Origin of the sequence: Paenibacillus cineris (genome assembly GCF_018333335.1) — a bacterium.
Classification (GTDB): Bacteria; Bacillota; Bacilli; order Paenibacillales; family Paenibacillaceae; genus Paenibacillus_AQ; species Paenibacillus_AQ favisporus.
Window position 1 is genome coordinate 1042966 of the sequence record NZ_BORU01000001.1, and the last position, 16860, is coordinate 1059825.

Annotated in this window: 16 protein-coding genes; 14 read left to right on the forward strand and 2 right to left on the reverse strand. The window is 51.3% G+C overall.

The features are described 5' to 3' along the window. The first annotated feature begins 120 nt into the window (after positions 1 to 120). Complete coding sequence (locus tag KI379_RS05210) at positions 121 to 1119, forward strand: endo-1,4-beta-xylanase (RefSeq protein ID WP_212982962.1); 999 nt, start codon at positions 121 to 123, stop codon at positions 1117 to 1119. An 80-nt stretch (positions 1120 to 1199) separates the two neighbouring features. On the opposite strand, the gene KI379_RS05215 is transcribed toward KI379_RS05210, so the two are convergent. Next, positions 1200 to 2042 (reverse strand): AraC family transcriptional regulator, encoded by an 843-nt coding sequence (locus KI379_RS05215; protein ID WP_179231880.1) that lies wholly within the window; start codon positions 2040 to 2042, stop codon positions 1200 to 1202. A 130-nt stretch (positions 2043 to 2172) separates the two neighbouring features. Between KI379_RS05215 and KI379_RS05220 the strand changes: the two genes are divergently transcribed. The 5 genes from KI379_RS05220 (at position 2173) to KI379_RS05240 (ending at position 7163) form a co-directional block, all read left to right on the forward strand. After that, positions 2173 to 3669: an alpha-L-fucosidase gene (locus KI379_RS05220; RefSeq protein ID WP_212982963.1), complete on the forward strand. Its 1497-nt coding sequence runs from the start codon at positions 2173 to 2175 to the stop codon at positions 3667 to 3669. Positions 3670 to 3819: 150 nt separating this feature from the next. Continuing rightward, on the forward strand, positions 3820 to 4176 hold the full coding sequence (locus tag KI379_RS05225) for a VOC family protein (RefSeq protein WP_212982964.1): 357 nt from the start codon (positions 3820 to 3822) through the stop codon (positions 4174 to 4176). A 67-nt stretch (positions 4177 to 4243) separates the two neighbouring features. Beyond that, the gene (locus tag KI379_RS05230; protein ID WP_212982965.1) at positions 4244 to 4768 is read left to right on the forward strand and encodes an AAA family ATPase; all 525 of its coding nucleotides are present in this window, start codon (positions 4244 to 4246) and stop codon (positions 4766 to 4768) included. 254 nt (positions 4769 to 5022) lie between these two features. Then, positions 5023 to 6498, forward strand: a complete 1476-nt coding sequence (locus KI379_RS05235) for an FAD-dependent oxidoreductase (RefSeq protein ID WP_212982966.1) — start codon at positions 5023 to 5025, stop codon at positions 6496 to 6498. 68 nt (positions 6499 to 6566) lie between these two features. Then, complete coding sequence (locus KI379_RS05240) at positions 6567 to 7163, forward strand: TetR/AcrR family transcriptional regulator (protein ID WP_089546190.1); 597 nt, start codon at positions 6567 to 6569, stop codon at positions 7161 to 7163. 124 nt (positions 7164 to 7287) lie between these two features. Here KI379_RS05240 and KI379_RS05245 read toward each other — a convergent pair whose 3' ends face one another. Continuing rightward, positions 7288 to 8289 (reverse strand): aminoglycoside phosphotransferase family protein, encoded by a 1002-nt coding sequence (locus tag KI379_RS05245; protein ID WP_212982967.1) that lies wholly within the window; start codon positions 8287 to 8289, stop codon positions 7288 to 7290. Positions 8290 to 8475: 186 nt separating this feature from the next. Between KI379_RS05245 and KI379_RS05250 the strand changes: the two genes are divergently transcribed. The 8 genes from KI379_RS05250 (at position 8476) to KI379_RS05285 (ending at position 16842) form a co-directional block, all read left to right on the forward strand. Beyond that, positions 8476 to 9492, forward strand: a complete 1017-nt coding sequence (locus KI379_RS05250) for a response regulator transcription factor (RefSeq protein ID WP_089546193.1) — start codon at positions 8476 to 8478, stop codon at positions 9490 to 9492. After that, complete coding sequence (locus tag KI379_RS05255; protein WP_212982968.1) at positions 9489 to 11327, forward strand: cache domain-containing sensor histidine kinase; 1839 nt, start codon at positions 9489 to 9491, stop codon at positions 11325 to 11327. The genes KI379_RS05250 and KI379_RS05255 overlap by 4 nt, the downstream gene beginning before the upstream one ends. Positions 11328 to 11446: 119 nt before the next feature. After that, positions 11447 to 12976, forward strand: a complete 1530-nt coding sequence (locus KI379_RS05260) for an extracellular solute-binding protein (RefSeq protein WP_244879345.1) — start codon at positions 11447 to 11449, stop codon at positions 12974 to 12976. Between the two features lie 86 nt (positions 12977 to 13062). Next, positions 13063 to 13959, forward strand: coding sequence for an ABC transporter permease (locus KI379_RS05265; protein ID WP_116232527.1), 897 nt, complete (start codon positions 13063 to 13065; stop codon positions 13957 to 13959). Next, positions 13960 to 14826, forward strand: coding sequence for a carbohydrate ABC transporter permease (locus tag KI379_RS05270; RefSeq protein ID WP_116232528.1), 867 nt, complete (start codon positions 13960 to 13962; stop codon positions 14824 to 14826). A gap of 38 nt (positions 14827 to 14864) precedes the next feature. Further along, positions 14865 to 15578: a glycerophosphodiester phosphodiesterase family protein gene (locus KI379_RS05275; RefSeq protein WP_212982970.1), complete on the forward strand. Its 714-nt coding sequence runs from the start codon at positions 14865 to 14867 to the stop codon at positions 15576 to 15578. 311 nt (positions 15579 to 15889) lie between these two features. Then, entirely contained in the window at positions 15890 to 16156 is a 267-nt protein-coding gene (locus KI379_RS05280; protein WP_212982971.1) for a CD3324 family protein, read from the forward strand. Positions 16157 to 16299: 143 nt separating this feature from the next. Further along, on the forward strand, positions 16300 to 16842 hold the full coding sequence (locus KI379_RS05285; RefSeq protein ID WP_212982972.1) for a GNAT family N-acetyltransferase: 543 nt from the start codon (positions 16300 to 16302) through the stop codon (positions 16840 to 16842). Positions 16843 to 16860: the final 18 nt, after the last annotated feature.

Consider the following 16860-nt stretch of genomic DNA (forward strand, 5'->3'; position numbering starts at 1 on the left):
GCCGGATGAGGACACGGTCAACGGCAGGTTGTTGCGTGATCATGAAGAGGCTTACACTTTGGGATGAAGGCGTCTTTCATGAAGCATTGGCAAGTAGAACATCTCTAGGAGGGGATAGGTATGATGAGGTTGCGCGAAGCGTTTAAAGAACAGTTTTTGATCGGTGCCGCCGTCAATCCGGTAACGTTGGACTCGCAGCGTGATTTGCTTATTGAGCATTTCAACAGCGTGACTGCCGAAAATGAAATGAAATTCGAGAGGTTGCATCCTGCGGAGGACCGGTATACGTTTGAGGCGGCAGACCGTTTGGTGGCCCTGGCTAAAGCCAACGGCATGGGAGTAAGGGGCCATACGCTGGTATGGCACAATCAGACACCGACATGGGTGTTTGAAAATGAAGACGGCAGCCAAACGGATCGGGTGACGCTGCTGGCCCGCATGAAATCTCATATCAACACGGTCGTATCCCGTTACCGGGGGGAACTCTATGCTTGGGACGTGGTGAACGAAGCGGTATCCGACAGCGGCAGCGAACTGCTGCGGCCTTCGAAGTGGCTCGATATCATCGGCGAGGATTTCATCGCCAAGGCGTTTGAGTACGCCCATGAAGCCGATCCGGAGGCGCTGCTGTTCTACAACGATTACAACGAGGCCGATCCGGTGAAAAGCGAGAAAATCTACACGCTCGTCAAATCGCTCCTCGAGCAGGGAGTTCCGATCCATGGCATCGGGCTTCAGGCGCACTGGAGTCTGTATCACCCGTCGCTGGATAATATCCGCGTGGCGATCGAGAAATACGCCAGTTTGGGCGTGAAGCTGCATATTACGGAGCTGGACGTTTCGATGTTTGCGTTCGATGACCGGCGGACCGACCTCACAGCTCCGACGGAAGAGATGCTGGCTCTTCAAGCGGAACGTTACGGTCAATTTTTCCGGTTATTCCAGGAATACAGCGAATATATCACTTCCGTCACTTTTTGGGGCGCTGCCGATGATTATACCTGGCTGGACCATTTCCCTGTACGGGGCCGAAAAAATTGGCCATTCTTATTTGATGCGAAGCATCAGCCCAAACCGTCTTATTCGGAAGTGCTGAAGACCGTGGGCTTGACTCTTTAGGGAAGACATGTTTCTCATTGGAATGGTGCTTGTACAAGCACCATTTTTTTCATGTTAACGGCAGCTGCACCAGCTTTTAATTAAGGCGATACCGTTTGATGGGAATTGAAGGTCATCCGGTATGCGGTCGGCGAGAAGCCGGTCGATTCCTTGAAAATTCTGGATAAGTAGGAGATATCGGATATTCCGATCCGGTCGCCGATTTCAGATAACGGGAGGTTCGTCGTCACAAGCAGCAGTTTTGCTTCCTCCAGCCTTCTTTTCTTGATGTATTGGATCGGGGAAATCCCGAACTGGCGTTTAAATACACGGATGAAATAGTTGGGATGCAAATGAGCCTTTTCGGCCAAGTCCGTAATGGTCAGGTTGTGACGGTAGCTGCTCTGAATATACGAAATCACCTGTTCGAGAGGTTCGGGCTCCGTCGAACGATGGAGGCTGACCTCGGAGGAAACGGCATGCTCAATATAATAAGAAACCAATCTTAGCATGGCTGATTTCACAAGCAGCGGACCGCTAATGGAAGCCGCAGCATCGCTGTCGAGCAATTCGCGGAACAGCCGGATCGCTTCGCTGTCATTTTTTGTGTCCACATACAGTGGGGTTTGAATCAGGTCAAAGAGATTGCGGTCTCCAATCCGAGCCGTAAAATGGCACCAATATTTCGTGTATCTGGGGCCCGAAGTGTAAGAATAGGACTGCTTAACCCCATGAGGCATAAGAAACCATTGTCCGGGTTTTGGTCTAAATTCCGAATCGCCGATTTTCAGCCATCCCTCCCCGTCACAGATCAAATAAAACTTGTTAAAGTCCGGCGTGTAGTCGAGCTCCCGCCAATCCGTCCATACCTGGTTATAACCCATCGATGTGACCCGTACGTCCAGATTTTCCATATACAGCCTTGCTAGTGATTGGTTGCCCATATATATATTCCCCGTTCTAAATAGAGTAGATAATTTTATCCAACAGAAGGTTAGGATTCTGTATTCATTCATGGCATGAGGATTGCTAGGATAAAATCAATTCCTGATTCGAGCAAAGGAGGCAATACCGATGAACTGGAACGAAATCGCCGCAGGCCCCTACCAACCTACCTTTGAGTCCCTCCGCCAATTCGAATGTCCGGAGTGGTTCCGGGACGCCAAGTTCGGGATCTGGTCGCACTGGGGCGCCCAGTCCGTACCGATGTACGGAGACTGGTATGCACGGAACATCTACATCGAAGGTTCGGAACAATACCGATACCATATCCGTCACTACGGGCATCCATCGAAATTTGGCTATAAAGATCTTGTGCAGCTGTGGAAAGCGGAGGCGTTTGACCCGGATGCCTTAATGGACTTATACACGGCAGCCGGGGCCAAATATTTCGTGGCGCAGGCGATGCACCATGATAACTTCTTCAATTATGATTCTAGCATCCATCGCTGGAACTCGGTCAATATGGGACCCAAAAAAGATATTGTCGCTCTGTGGAAGGATGCCGCCGCACGGCGTGGGCTGCCTTTTGGCCTAACGGAGCATCTCGGCGCCACATTCAGCTGGTTCCATTGGAATAAAGGCAGCGATAAGGAGGGGCCATATGCCGGCATTCCTTACGATGGGAACGATCCGGCGAATGAGGATTTGTACCTGCCCAATAAGGAACACCATCAAGGCAGGATACAGGCTGATTCGATTGCGCCTTGGTATACATCCAATCCATGGTGGCATCGTCACTGGTTTTCCGTGATGAAGGAAATCATTGATAAGTATCAGCCGGATCTGCTGTATTCGGACGGCGGGCTGCCGTTCACACCAGGCTACTGGGAAAAGCCGGAGCTGTCCCTGGATGATCCCGCTTACGAGGCTGGACTACGCGCTGTCGCACACTTGTATAATACGAGCGCGGCGATTCATGGCGGCGTGAACCGTGCGGTCTATAACCAGAAGGATCGGCGCAAGGAAATATACACGATAGGCGTGCTGGATATCGAGCGCAGCCAAGAGCCTGACATTAAGCCTGAGCCGTGGCAGACCGACACATGCGTAGGGGACTGGTTCTATAATGTGAGGTCTGTGTATAAAAAGCCGGGGCATGTCATCGAAATCCTGGTCGATATCGTTTCTAAAAACGGCAATCTTCTCTTGAATATTCCGCAGAAGCCGGATGGTACAATCGACGATGAGTGCACGCATATCCTCAGAGAGATGGCCGAGTGGATTCAAGTCTGCGGCGAAGGAATATTTGGCACCCGCCCGTTCCGCGTGTCAGGCGAAGGCCCTTCACAGGTGGTCATTGACCATTTCACCGAAAACAAAGTGGAATGGACAGCGGCAGATTACCGATTTACGCAGAAGGGGAATATTCTCTACGCCTTCCAAATGCGCTGGCCGGAGGATCGTCTGGCCGTCATTCGTACGTTGACCCCGGCTGACAAAGTAAAGTCCGTGCGGCTGCTGGGTGTGGGCGATGTTCCGTTCGAACAGCCTTACGGAGCTCTGGTGGTTTCCCTCCCGGAGCATAGGCCGACCAATAATGCCCACTGCCTGGCTATTGAGCTCGGGTGACACGCTCGATGATCCATTTGGACCGGCATCGCTGGCTGAGTTAGGCATATAATCAGTATAAAAATATAATACTCATTGGATTACGCTCTGCGGCTGTTATAATGATGCCGTGGGGCGTTTTTAATAACTCTTGTTAAGGAGATGATCACGATGAAAGCGTTCAAGCTAAGGCCTTTTGTTCCGTCTGGTGAGGATTACCCGCTTGCTGTGCAGTTCTATGAGGATTTGGGATTTGAAAAAATCTTCACCAGCGATGAGCTTACGATTTTCCGGATGGACGAAACGGAATTCCATTTACAGAACTATCAGAACGCTGAATTGCAAATGAACTATATGCTGGAGCTATGCGTTCAGGATTTGGATGCGTGGTGGAGCCATCTTCAACAATCCGGTGTCATCGGAAAATACGGCGTGAAAGCCAAGCCTCCTGAAATCCAGCCATACGGCAGACGGGCCATCCATCTGTTGGATCCCGCCGGCGTTCTCTGGCATATTACAGAAGTCTGAACGCATTCGATTGGACAGGTTAGACGCAGCTGATGGCTTTTGTAAAGTGAGAGGAGGATGTTTACATATGGACGGTGATACGAAGCAAATCTATCTGATCTCCGGTCCGCTCGGGGCCGGAAAATCGACAACGTCGAAAGAACTGGCTCGGCTCGTGGAACGCTGTGTGCTGATCGAGGGCGACGATTTACTCCACATGCAGATGACGGAGCCTGCCCCGACATGGGAGGAACGTCTGAGCTTGGCCTGGATGAATATCCTTTCGGTCAGCAGAAACTTTATCCAAAGCGGTTTTCACGTCGTGATCGACTTTGTCGTCGAAGATGAATTCGAGTGGTTCTGCCGGCAGATCGCCGATTTAAACGTACAGCTCAAATATGCGGTACTGCATGCAGACGAAGAAACGATAAAGGAGCGTCTCCATAAGAGAGGGGATATACATTTACTGGACCGTTCGCTGTTTTTGCTAAATAAACTGAAGTCTGCAGCAGTCAATGCGGATTATCTTGTCGATACGAATCAAAAGGATCCGGCCGAGACTGCCGCAGGAGTGATCCAACATGAAAGGTTTCACGTTCATATTGGAATGTAACGGAAAGCATGGTTAAACAACGGCTGCCGCAGGGATAGACTGCGATTCTTCAAGTCTTCGTCGGCCGCCGTTTTGTTGTGCTCGAAAGTGTCTGAACAGGCAAATGCTGATGCATGAAAAAAGGGGTTGACAATAACTGTTAATCATCGCATAATGACATTGACTGACTGAGTCAATCTAAATTACGGAACTTCATATTTTTTTGGAATATTATCGACTGAACAAGTCAATCTAAACTAGGGAGGAATCAATTTATGGTTACCAAGGCGAACACAAACAAAGCCATCGTCATCGGTGGAGGTATGGCGGGACTCATGACCGCACGCGTGCTCTCGGAACATTTCAAAGAGGTACTGATCGTCGAAAATGATGCCTATCCGACAGGGCCGGACGTCCGGCCGGGAACGCCTCAGGCATTCCATCCGCATCGCTTTACGGCGCGGGGGAAAGCGGTCATCGAACGCCTCTTTCCTGGTTATGAGCAGGATATGATCGCGAACGGCTGCCCATCTTCACTGAACAAAAACGCGTATTTCATGAACCAGTACGGCACCCTGGAAATGAAGTACGACCGGGATGATCTTAAATTCAGCAGAGCGATTCTGGAGTGGGTCATCCGGCAGCGGACGGCAGCCATTTCCAACGTGAAATTTCTGACGAAACACCAGGTGACGGGATTGTTAACGAGCCCTGACGGATCCGAGGTAACGGGGGTGCAAGCCAGAGACCGTGAGCAGTCCGGCCAGGAGAAAGCCCTGACGGCCGACCTGGTTATTGATACGAGCGGGCGATCTTCAAAGCTGTCGGGCTGGCTTACGGACCTGGGCTACGAGGTTCCCAAGCCGGATCTGTTGAAAGTTTCGCTCGGATACAGCACCCGCCGCTATAAAGTACCGCCGCATCTGACTCATTTGATCGATGAATGGGATGTCATCAACATTCAAGGGCAGCCGGCGAGCGGTACGTATACGAGTGTCTTCTCTTTTATCGAAAACGATACGGCAGAAGTGCTGCTCGCCCGTCCGGGCGGGAATTACCCTCCGACGGATGCCGCCGAATTCGAGAGCGCCCTGGAGCAGCTTCCGAGCCCGAAAATCGCAGAACTCGTCCGCGATTTCGAACCGATGGCGTCACCCAGACCTTTCCGCGTTCCGGAATTGTACTGCCATCGATTCGAACAGATGCCGAAGTGGCCACAAGGCTTGCTGGTCCTGGGAGATGCTTACTGCATCTATGACCCGATCTTCGGCCAGGGCATGACCGTGGCTGCCATCTCTGTCGAAATCCTGGAGGCGTGTCTGCGGGAACAGCGCGCTGAGGAACGGCCGGACTGGGAGCGCGGCGTGCTTCACCGAATCAAGGAGGCCATCGAGCCGGCGTTCTGGCTGAACTGTACGGCCGATCTCCGGTGGGAGGGTGTCGAATACCAGGGGACGGATTCGAGCAAGAGGAACGCCTTCAGCCGGGAATATATGGAGCTGTTCCTGAGATATGCGGTCAGCAAACCCGATTGGAAGTTGTATGGACTCTATTGGGCGGTCAATACGTTAGCGGTATCCCCACGAAACATTTTCAACCCTGAAACAGCTGTCCAAGTGTTAACCGAGTCGGAAGAAGGTAGGGAACTGCTCTCCAGTCTTACAGCGGACAACAGCCAGCCGGTTGAAACGATTCTTGAAGAAGTGCTTCCGCGGTTTCCGGAATCGCCGTTCGAGCTGGTCAGACCATAGCAATAGCCAAGATGGATTTGATATACTGGTAGAAAAAACGGTAGCTTCCGGCAAAGGGGTACTTGACATTGGCACCATTAAACGAAGAGCAGTTGCATCAAATTCGCGATGAACGAAAAGAACAAATCAAGGCGGCAGCGCTTCAGGTGTTTGCCCGCAAAGGCATCCTCAGCGCAAAGATGAGTATGATCGCGGAGACGGCAGGCATCAGCAACGGGCTGCTGTACCATTATTTTAAATCCAAAGACGAATTGTTCACGTCGCTCGTTCAGGAGGCAATGGCCGAATCGGAAGCGGCGCTGCGCAGTGTCTATGACATGCCGGGAACGCCGCTCGAGAGAATCAGGGCGTTAACGGCGGAAATCCTCAATGAAGACGGCACTCCATACTTCATGCTGATTCACCAGGCAGCCACGTCCGACGGGGTGCCTGAACAAGTCAAGCAGCTCCAACAGCAATATTCTATGGATACGTATGTGGATATGCTGCTTCCGTTATTCGAAGAGGGCCAGCAGGCAGGGGAATTGGCGGAAGGAGATCCGCGTGAGCTCATCGTTTGTTATTTATCCGTCCTCTCCGGTGTGATGGTCATCAATTCGAATGGAAGCAAGGTGTATCAAATTCCGAAGGCCGACATGCTGATGCGGCTGGTTGCCCGGAAATAAACGCAGTTTGTACATCGTGAAAAAACTCTTTCCTACCCGTCTATCAAGGCGGGTGGAAAGAGTTTTATGATGTGTTCTCCTTATTCAAGAACAGCAATTTGTTTCCACCTCTAACGCTGCCTGCTTATGCAGATCCATACTGGGCGAGATACTGCGGATACGAGCGGAGATGGACCGCTTTGGCCTTGCGCTGGGCCTCTTCCCGATGTTCCGGGACCTCCTCCGACTCGACGTAATCAGCCAGTACGTCAATGACGTCGTCCAGCAGTTTTGCCCGAAAATACAGCTCAAGCCGCTGGGCAACCGTATCTCCTGCCGTGGCCAACACCTTTTCCCTCCAAACCGGCCATGATGGGCCATGCCTTAGCGGCCATAACATAACCGAATAGTCCATCGCCGCATCTCCCTGGGCGGAAAGATCGTCCCAGTCGATGATCGAAAAGCCGTCTTTGCGTATCAGCACGTTGTTTCCGTTCAGATCGTTATGAACCACATCGCGCGCAGGGAGTCCAAATGCCGGGGTCTGCCGGACGGCTTCCCTCAGCCTTTCGATCTCTTCTCCAAACCACAAAATGGTCTCATCCGATACGAAGTCCCGCAGCAGCTCCCGGGATCCGCGGATTCCTTCCAAGTCTTCCGTAAACCTGGATATGTACTCGTCTTCAAATGCATCCGCATAAGTGCGGGCTTCCGCTTCAGGCAGCATTCCGCGGAGAATGCCGTCGCGATGCAGCCTGGAGGCGGTTTCGATGACGCCCGTCAGAATAGCCTCCGAATTCGCCGCTTCCGCCAGCGGGACCGCATCCTCGATATATTCGAACACAAGGCCGTACGGATACCCTTCTACGATCTCGCTTTCAATCCTGTGGACCAGCTTGGGTGCGGCGTAGTGTTCGGCAAGATAACCGCTGACGCCCGCCCACTGCTGCAGCCGTTCGCTCCGATCGGGCGGAGCCAGCTTAACATGAAGCCGAGTGCGGCCATCCGACAAGCGGAGCGACAAATTGCCGAAGCCTCCCGGATTATAGATGTATGAAGCCTGGATATGATTAGGTTCTAGACCGATCGCACCGGCGTTCGCCGATGCCCATTTTTCGATGATTCGTTCTGATAGCCTTACATCCATTGCAGCTTCCTGCCTCCTTACCTTTTTTTAGGATATACCGGATATTTTATCATGGAACGGATGTAATTACCCGGCCGTCATGTAGCAGGAAAAAACCATTCGTTCACGAATGGTTTTTTTTAAAGATGTCAGAAAGGACATCCCAAGCATCCTGCATAATGGCCAACAATGGAGGTTTAGCGCAAAATGTACACCGTTCTGATCGCCGAAAATGAACCGTGGGTATTAAAAGGAATCGTCCAGATGGTGAAGACGGCCGGGGAGGAATTCGAGGTCGTCGGAGAATGCAGCAACGGGGAAGAAGCGTGGAGCATGATTCAAGAAGTATGGCCCATGCTCGTGATCACCGATATTATGATGCCTGAACTGGACGGGTTATCTCTGATCAAAAGAATAGCTGAGCATCGCATTCCGCTCGTATCGGTCATTATTAGCGGATACGACAATTTTCAATATGCCCAGAAGGCGATGACGTATGGCGTATCGGACTATTTGCTGAAGCCGGTAGAATTTGAAACGCTGACCGAGGCATTAAACCGATCGAAGGAGAAGCTGGAGTCGCTAAAGGACCTGAACGATTACATCGTCAAGTTTCAGTCTTTACTGGATAACAGCCAGGGCTTGGCGGTCGATGCGGTGATGCAAAAGCAGCGCCAATTCATCGAGTCCATCTTAAGGCTGCATCTGCTGAACAGAAATGCCCGGGTCGGGCTGCTGAATATGATGGAGCACAAGCTGAAGAACCTGATGAATGAATTCGGCCTGGACTTTACGGACGTGCCAAAATATCAGTCAGGCGATGATGCGTCCACCCTGAAATATTACATGACACTGCTGGAAAAGTGGTACCTTGGATACCCGGGAACACCGAAAACGAGCATACCCGCGGCCATTGCCGAGTCGTGCCGGTATATCGACGCCAATTATAAAACGAACTTATCGCTCACGGACATGGCGAACCTGACGAATTTCAGCGTCTCCCATTTCAGCGCACTGTTCAAAAAGCATACGGGCAGCTCGCTTGTCAGCTACGTCAACCGTTTGCGCGTTGATGAGGCCAAAAAGCTGCTCCGAACGACCTCATACGCCGTATCCGAAATTGCGGAAATCGTCGGCTACTCGTCTACGCCCTATTTTACGCGGGTATTCAAGGCACTTGCCGGGGTGGCGCCCCTCGAATACAGAAAGAGGATGGGATCATGAAATGGGGCCATTGGCATTACCGATTTTCGTTCAAGACGAAGATCCTCGGGCTGGTGCTGTCGGTGAGTTTTGTGTCCATTGCACTGATGGCGGGCTTCACATCCTACTACTACACGGAATCAGCCAAGGATGATTTCTACACGATTGCCCAGGACTCAACCGCAAGAATTAATCATCAGCTGGACCGGTATTTTACGCAAATGGCCCAATCGACCTACGCTTCGATTGCTGGTCCATTGCCCTCGAATTCGCTGCTTGGCGACAATCCGGAGAGCGGTCTCCTTCAGAAATGGCTCATCAGCGGCGAGAATTTCAACCGGGAACAGGAAGCGCTGGTCGAAGGCATCATGTCGAAATATATCGCGATCAACTACTCCAACGTCCTGGGCATCGTTCTCCGTTCGCTGGACGGCCGGCTGATTTATTCGAAAGATCACTCCCTGAGCCATCCGATGATTGAATCCTCGCCTTGGATGGTGGGCCCCTTGTCCGATCAATTAAAAATCGTTCCCTCCTATTACCGAAATGAAGATGCGGTTGTGCCCGCATACCCTTATATTACGCTCATCGTTCCTGTATTTGATCCGAATTCGCTTAAGCTCATCGGCAATCTGAATATCGCTTTATCGATTACGGAAGTTCAGGATATTCTTGGACAGACGAGGCTCGGGAATACAGGGTATTTTTTTATCGTCGATTCGAGCGGCGAAATCGTGTATCACCCGGACGTGAGTTTGGCGGGCCGGCACGTGGAGGACACCGCTCTGGGCGTCCTTCCTCTTGGTAAGCAGGATGCCGTCATCGAACGAAACGGGGAAAAAATTCTGATGTCCGGCAATCGCTCGGAAGTGACCGGCTGGAATATTGTCGCCTCCGTGCCTATGCACGAGATGGCCAGCGGCCTGGACTTCGCCCGCAAAGCTACGTTGTGGGTGATGACGGGCATCATTGTGTTATCGCTGTTCTTTATCCCCAGGATGGTCGGCCAAGTGGTCCAGCCCATTCTTCACCTGCGGAATCTGATGAAGCGCGTGGAGACCGGCGATACCAAGGTCAGTGCGATCGTGGTTCCCGGCAGGGACGAAATACAGCAGCTGAACGGGAGCTTTAATCAGATGACGTCCAGGCTGAATGAGCTCATCCACACCGTCCATCGTCTGGAGATCAATGAGATGAAGCTGCAGCTGCGGCAAAGGGATGCGCATATTCAGGCGCTTCAGAACCAGATCAATCCCCATTTGCTGTACAATACGCTGGAAATTATCAAGAGCATCGCTTTTATCGAGAAGGTGCCGACCATTGAAAAAATGGCGACCCGCCTGGCGGGCGTTTACCGGTATACCTCGAAAATGCCCGGATCGGAAGTGCTGCTGCGGGATGAACTGCAGAATCTGCACAATTATCTGGATATCATTCATATTCGCTTTGATCATTTTCACAGCAGTATATCGGTGCCTGAGTCCTGCATGGACTGCCGCATGATCAAGCTGTCGCTGCAGCCGATCGTGGAGAACAGCGTGAAGTACGCGGTGGAACCCAAAAACGGCCATGCCCAAATTACGGTGGAAGCCTATGAGAGAGCGGGCGACCTCGTCATTGACGTCACCGATAACGGAAATGGATTCCCCGAGGAAGACCTGGAGCGGATCATGCATCGAATGAAGCTGGTAGAGCAGCAGTCAGAGCCGTTCGCTCAGGAGGAATCGGTTGGAATCATTAACGTTCATGCCCGAATGGTGCTGAAATACGGTTCAGCTTACGGCGTCCGCGTACAGTCAATACCGGGTAAAGGAAGCGTCGTCACGCTGAAATTCCCAAAAAAGATAAATCCATGATCGGAAATTTGGATAAAAAGATCATCATTTTGTGAAAAAGTGACCCCTGTCAGCAAGATATATTGAAATGGAAGAGGACAAAATCAAATGGGTAATGGAGGTCACCTGAAGTGAAACGAATGCTCTCAATCATCCTGGTTATGAGTCTCGTATTTTTAGCGGCCGTTGGATGTTCATCCGCGGGATCGGAGGATACGGGGACCGCATCTGGAACGAACGGAGACAAGGACAAGCCCAAAAAAATCAAAATTGACATGATGATTGCGTCATGGAAAGGAGGGGGCTGGCCGGACAACAATCATCCGATCATCAAGTACATCGATGACAAATTCAATGTGGACCTTCAAATTCAATGGGTGCCGAATGCGAATTTTTACGAAAAGCTGAACGTGATTGCGGCATCCGGCAAACTGCCCGACGTGATGCGGATCGATAGTCCAAGCCAGTATTTGAAATGGGTGGAGGAGGGCGTATTTCAGGACTTAAAGCCTCAGTTAGCCCAATATCCTCATTTGCAAAGCATCGCAAAACCGGAAGAATGGGCGCTGCTGAACCCGAAGGACCAAATCTTCGGCATTCCGATCTATGCCACAGCCCAGAATACCATTTACGTCCGCAAGGACTGGCTGGATAAGCTGGGAATTCCCGTACCAACTCCTGATACATTCACCATCGACCAATTTTATGATATGGCCAAAGCTTTCACGACTCAGGATCCGGACGGCAACGGGAAGAACGATACGTTTGGATTCTCGGCGCTGGGCAATGCAAGCCTGCTGGGCATGCCGGAGCTGTTCGCGCCATTTGGGCTCGCGAATGGCTGGAAGGAGGAGAACGGTAAGCTGATTCCGATGCAGGTCCAATCGGACGAATGGAAGGCGTTCCTGACCTTTATGAGCCGTGCATATAAAGAAGGCGTGCTCGACAAAGACTTTGTTACGAACACGAATTTTAACGAGAAATACGCGCAGGGCAAAGTGGGCTTTGCCGACATGCATTACCAGTTCAGCCAGCAAACCAATCAGCAGCTGCAGACGATTGCTCCTGGAGCCAAATTTGTGGAGCTGGCGCCGCCGATGGGCAAGGACGGGATGCGGGGAACATCGACGCCAACGAGCGGAACGATCAAAGTCGTCCTGAGCAAGGACGTGGATGCCGAGAAGCGGGATCGCATCCTGCAGTTGTTTGATTGGTGGGTATCGCCGGAAGGGGAAGACATCTTGAAGAACGGGATTGAAAATATCCATTACAAGAAAGACAGCAGCGGAGCCTATGAAATGACCGATGAGTTGAAGGCCGAAGGCGAGGGGCGGCAAAGTCTCTTGTGGAACTGGGTATTGCGGAACAATTCCAATACATTCAACACCTACAAGTGGAGCGATCCCACATGGGCTAAAGAGATGGAGCAATCCATTGATAACGCTGGCAAGTATCCATATAAGAACGCGTCCGACGCCTATCTGTTCTCGTCCAATACGTACTTGGAGAAAGGAACGGCACTCGACGAAAGCTTCCACAAAACCGTCATTGAAATTATCGCAGGCAAAAAGCCGGTGGAGAGCATCGATGAAGCGATCAAAGAATGGAAGAGCAGCGGCGGAGACCAGATTATCGAGGAAGTGAATGCCGCATACACGGCGAATCCATAACGTTCGCCTGAAGGTCCCGGGCGGCTGCGGCCGCCTGGGGCCTTTTATTTCCAGGCTGGCTATACAGCGAGTTGGAGGTTGAAGACATGAAAGCGTACTGGAAGAGGGCATTTCCCATTTATCTCATGATCCTGCCGGGTCTGCTCTATTTTATCATTTTTAAATATATCCCGATGTTCGGGATCTCGATCGCCTTTATGAAGTATAGTCCCTTCAAGGGAATAATGGGGAGCGAATGGGTAGGTCTTCATTATTTCCGCAGATTATTTGCTGAAGGCGACTTCCTGCTGCTTCTCAAAAACACGCTGCTGCTCAATTTGCTGGATGTGCTGTTCTTTTTCCCGGCCCCGATCCTCGTCGCTCTGCTGTTGAATGAATTGAGAGCCAGACGAATGAAGGCGGCGGTCCAAACCATTCTGTATGCACCCAACTTTATATCGTGGGTCGTGATCGTCGGTATTACGATCGTGCTCTTCGCCACCGGCTCCGGAGGCATCAATCAGCTATTGGAGGACTGGGGGCTGGGCCCGATTGAACTGATGACGGATCCCCGCTACTTCCGGTGGGTGTGGCTGTTACAGAACATTTGGCAGGGGGCCGGGTGGGGAGCGATTATTTTCCTGGCCGCCCTGTCGGGCATCGACCCTACGCTGTATGAAGCGGCTAAGATGGACGGCGCGAACCGGTGGCGCCAGGTGTGGCATATTACGCTGCCCGGCTTGCGGGGCGTCATTGTCGTCATGTTTATTTTACGGTTCGGGCACATGATGGACCTCGGCTTCGAGCATATTTTCCTGCTGCAGAACCCGATGAACCAAGAGGTGTCCGAGGTGTTTGAGACTTTTATATACAAAAAGGGTCTGATCGAAGGCGATTACAGCTACTCGACGGCCGTCGGTTTATTTAAATCCGTGGTCGGTTTGGTGCTGGTATGGGGTGTGAACCGGCTCGCCAAGAGATTCGGCCAGGAGGGGGTATTTTAAATGCGGCAGGCAAAAGGGCCCGATCTGTTCTTCACGTGTCTTGTTTATTTCATCCTTTTCCTGGCGGCCGCGATCGCGATTTTTCCATTGTTCTACGTGCTTGCGGTTTCGTTCTCGACGGAGTACGAGTATTTAACGCGGGGATTCTTCGTCATTCCGAAGCAGTTTACCTTGGACGGTTATTTGTATTTGCTGGCCCATCCGGGCTTTACCCTAGCATTCCGCAATGCAGTGATCATCAGCTTGGGAGGGACGGCACTGAATATCGTGCTGACCTCCCTTATGGCCTACGGGCTGTCCAAGCGATGGTTAAAGCTGCGCAGTACAATGAATTTTATTGTATTTTTCACGATGCTGTTCTCAGGAGGCATGATTCCAACCTATTTGGTCGTTCGATCGCTCCATCTATTGGACAGTTTCTGGGCGATCTGGCTTAGCTCGGCGATTGCCGCGTTCAACGTCATTGTGATGAGAAGCTTTTTTCAGTCCATGCCGCTTGAGTTGGAGGAGTCGGCCCGGATCGACGGGAGCGGAGAGTGGCGCCTGTTTCTATCAATCATCGTGCCGTTGTCTATGCCGGTCATTGCGACCTTTACGTTGTTTTATCTGGTGAGCAACTGGAATACGTATTTTTCCGCTATTATATATTTAAACGATGCGAAGCTTATGCCGCTGCAGGTCTTTCTGAGGCAAATGCTCGTTGAGGATGACCCTACCATCTCCAACGCGTCCACTGTATTGTATAAATATACGCCTGCAGCCAAAATGGCAGCCATCATGTTAACGGCGCTGCCGCTGCTGATCATATTCCCCTTTTTGCAAAAATACTTTAACAAAGGGGTTATGCTCGGTTCGATTAAAGGATGAGGACAGCAACAAAAATTCGGATCATGGGGTGAAGACAGGTGAATCAGCAACCGAAGTATGTAGCCCATCGGGGGCTTAGTATGCAGGCGCCTGAGAATACCGTCGCGGCTTTTGAACTGGCGGGCCGATCGGGATTCTGGGGCATCGAATGCGATACGTACTGCACGACGGACGGCCGCTGGATTGTCCATCATGACCGTACTGTCGACCGGATGACGAACGGAACAGGGAGGACGAAGGATTTCTCGTTTGCCGAGATCCGCGGGCTGAGCATCACCTCCGGAAACGGGATCAGCGATTATTCCGGCCTGCAAATCCCGGCACTGGAGGAAGTATTGTCCGTATGCGTCAAATACGGCATGCATGCATTCGTCGAGATTGAGGAATACCACCAGGATCGCGATCTGGAAAGGCTCGTTGAGCTGGTCCGCGGCTCCGGCATGATGGGACAAATGAGCTTCATCTGCTTCAATGCCAACGATCTGTTGAAGGTGCGTGCCATCGATCCGGCGGTGCCGCTCGGCTTTCTATCGGCGAAGCCGCCAAGCGAAGCAGACCTTGAGCTCATCGGCCGGCTGCAGCCTGCTTTTCTGGATTACGACTATCGTTCGGCGACGCCGGATGACGTGCGAAACTGCAGCAAGGCCGGAGTTGACGTGTCGATCTGGACCGTAAACGAGCGGGAGATTTCGCGGCCGTTTGAGGAGGCGGGTGCGGCCTATATAACGACGGATACGATTTTGTGGGATTGAAAGTGGAGTCTCTCTTTCTAATGATAAAAAGGAATCCTCAAACCCTATGTGGAAACTACTAGGCAGATGAATAACCGAAAGAGAGGAATATCGCGATGATGCCGGTTCAGGAGCTACTGAATCCAAAAGCTTACCCGATGCAAAGTTTACATCTTTGCTCCATGCAGAGTCTATATGACAAACAGCGGCGGTTGTTTTGCATGGAGCCTGATCTATTAACCGCATCATTTTCAATTCATTAGCAGGATGTTTGTCATGCAGGCTTTGCTACCTTACCATCTGCAACTCACTTGGATGAAAGGGCGAAGCCAATGAAATATGTATCTGCGAGCGACATTTTACCTGAACAGCTGCTTCAGGAAATTCAAAAATACGTCCAAGGCAGGACGATCTATATTCCTTCTCGCGAGGATGGCCGCAAAAAATGGGGCCAGCTTTCGGGACAGCGGGACTATCTGCGGAAACGCAATCTAGAGATCAGGCAATCGTTCCGTAAAGGAATCGCTGTGGAGCAGCTCTCCCAGTCCTATTGCCTCGCGGTAGAAACGATCCGAAAGATCGTATACCAGAAAAAATAATGCCAGGGGCTTGCGTGTGATCAAACCAGCGCGAGCCCTTTTTGTATCCTAAATGGTTATGTGTATTCTCTGCCTATTGTTTCAAAGCGCCAGCCGATATACTTTTCGGTAAAAGATAAAAGGCTCTTTGAGGAGGATCCAACATGGCGGAAATAACGGTTGAATTAAGCAGGCGTGATACGCAATCAATCATCTATAATCTTTACCCCCTGTATCTTCACGATTTAGCAGGGATCCGTAACGTGCTTCCCAATCGGTATGGCGTCTTTGAAGACAGCGATGCTATTCAAACGCTTCAGCAGCAAATGCCCGAGTTTGATATTTGGTGGGAAAAAGAGGAGTGCCTTTTTCCTTTCTTGATTCGGGTCGACGAAGTGCCCGCAGGATTCGCATTGATTGCCACACCTCCTTATGTGGAGGATGACAGCAACCTTTTGGTGAACGAATATTTTATACTGCAGCCTTTCCGGGGTCAGGGTGTTGCCGAGGAGGCCATAGCCCAAATCTTCAACCAATTCCAGGGAAAATGGCTGATCTACACGACCCCGACAGAGAGGAATTCAAGGACCATTCATTTTTGGAGAAAAACCCTCGCGCGTTATACGAACAACAGGTTCACGGAAGAGGACAAGGAACTGCGGGCTGAGATCGGGGCGGCAAAGGTGTTCAATTTTACAAACAAATAAGTAGTCTGGCGGCTGATC

Bases quoted from the DNA above. Each gene is read 5' to 3' on its own strand.
- KI379_RS05225 (WP_212982964.1), top strand. From the start codon at position 3,820: ATGAAAGCGTTCAAGCTAAGGCCTTTTGTTCCGTCTGGTGAGGATTAC.
- KI379_RS05260 (WP_244879345.1), top strand. From the start codon at position 11,447: ATGCTCTCAATCATCCTGGTTATGAGTCTCGTATTTTTAGCGGCCGTT.
- KI379_RS05215 (WP_179231880.1), bottom strand. From the start codon at position 2,042: ATGGGCAACCAATCACTAGCAAGGCTGTATATGGAAAATCTGGACGTA.
- KI379_RS05220 (WP_212982963.1), top strand. From the start codon at position 2,173: ATGAACTGGAACGAAATCGCCGCAGGCCCCTACCAACCTACCTTTGAG.
- KI379_RS05280 (WP_212982971.1), top strand. From the start codon at position 15,890: ATGAAATATGTATCTGCGAGCGACATTTTACCTGAACAGCTGCTTCAG.
- KI379_RS05210 (WP_212982962.1), top strand. From the start codon at position 121: ATGATGAGGTTGCGCGAAGCGTTTAAAGAACAGTTTTTGATCGGTGCC.
- KI379_RS05255 (WP_212982968.1), top strand. From the start codon at position 9,489: ATGAAATGGGGCCATTGGCATTACCGATTTTCGTTCAAGACGAAGATC.
- KI379_RS05230 (WP_212982965.1), top strand. From the start codon at position 4,244: ATGGACGGTGATACGAAGCAAATCTATCTGATCTCCGGTCCGCTCGGG.
- KI379_RS05245 (WP_212982967.1), bottom strand. From the start codon at position 8,289: ATGGATGTAAGGCTATCAGAACGAATCATCGAAAAATGGGCATCGGCG.
- KI379_RS05250 (WP_089546193.1), top strand. From the start codon at position 8,476: ATGTACACCGTTCTGATCGCCGAAAATGAACCGTGGGTATTAAAAGGA.
- KI379_RS05235 (WP_212982966.1), top strand. From the start codon at position 5,023: ATGGTTACCAAGGCGAACACAAACAAAGCCATCGTCATCGGTGGAGGT.
- KI379_RS05270 (WP_116232528.1), top strand. From the start codon at position 13,960: ATGCGGCAGGCAAAAGGGCCCGATCTGTTCTTCACGTGTCTTGTTTAT.
- KI379_RS05285 (WP_212982972.1), top strand. From the start codon at position 16,300: ATGGCGGAAATAACGGTTGAATTAAGCAGGCGTGATACGCAATCAATC.
- KI379_RS05265 (WP_116232527.1), top strand. From the start codon at position 13,063: ATGAAAGCGTACTGGAAGAGGGCATTTCCCATTTATCTCATGATCCTG.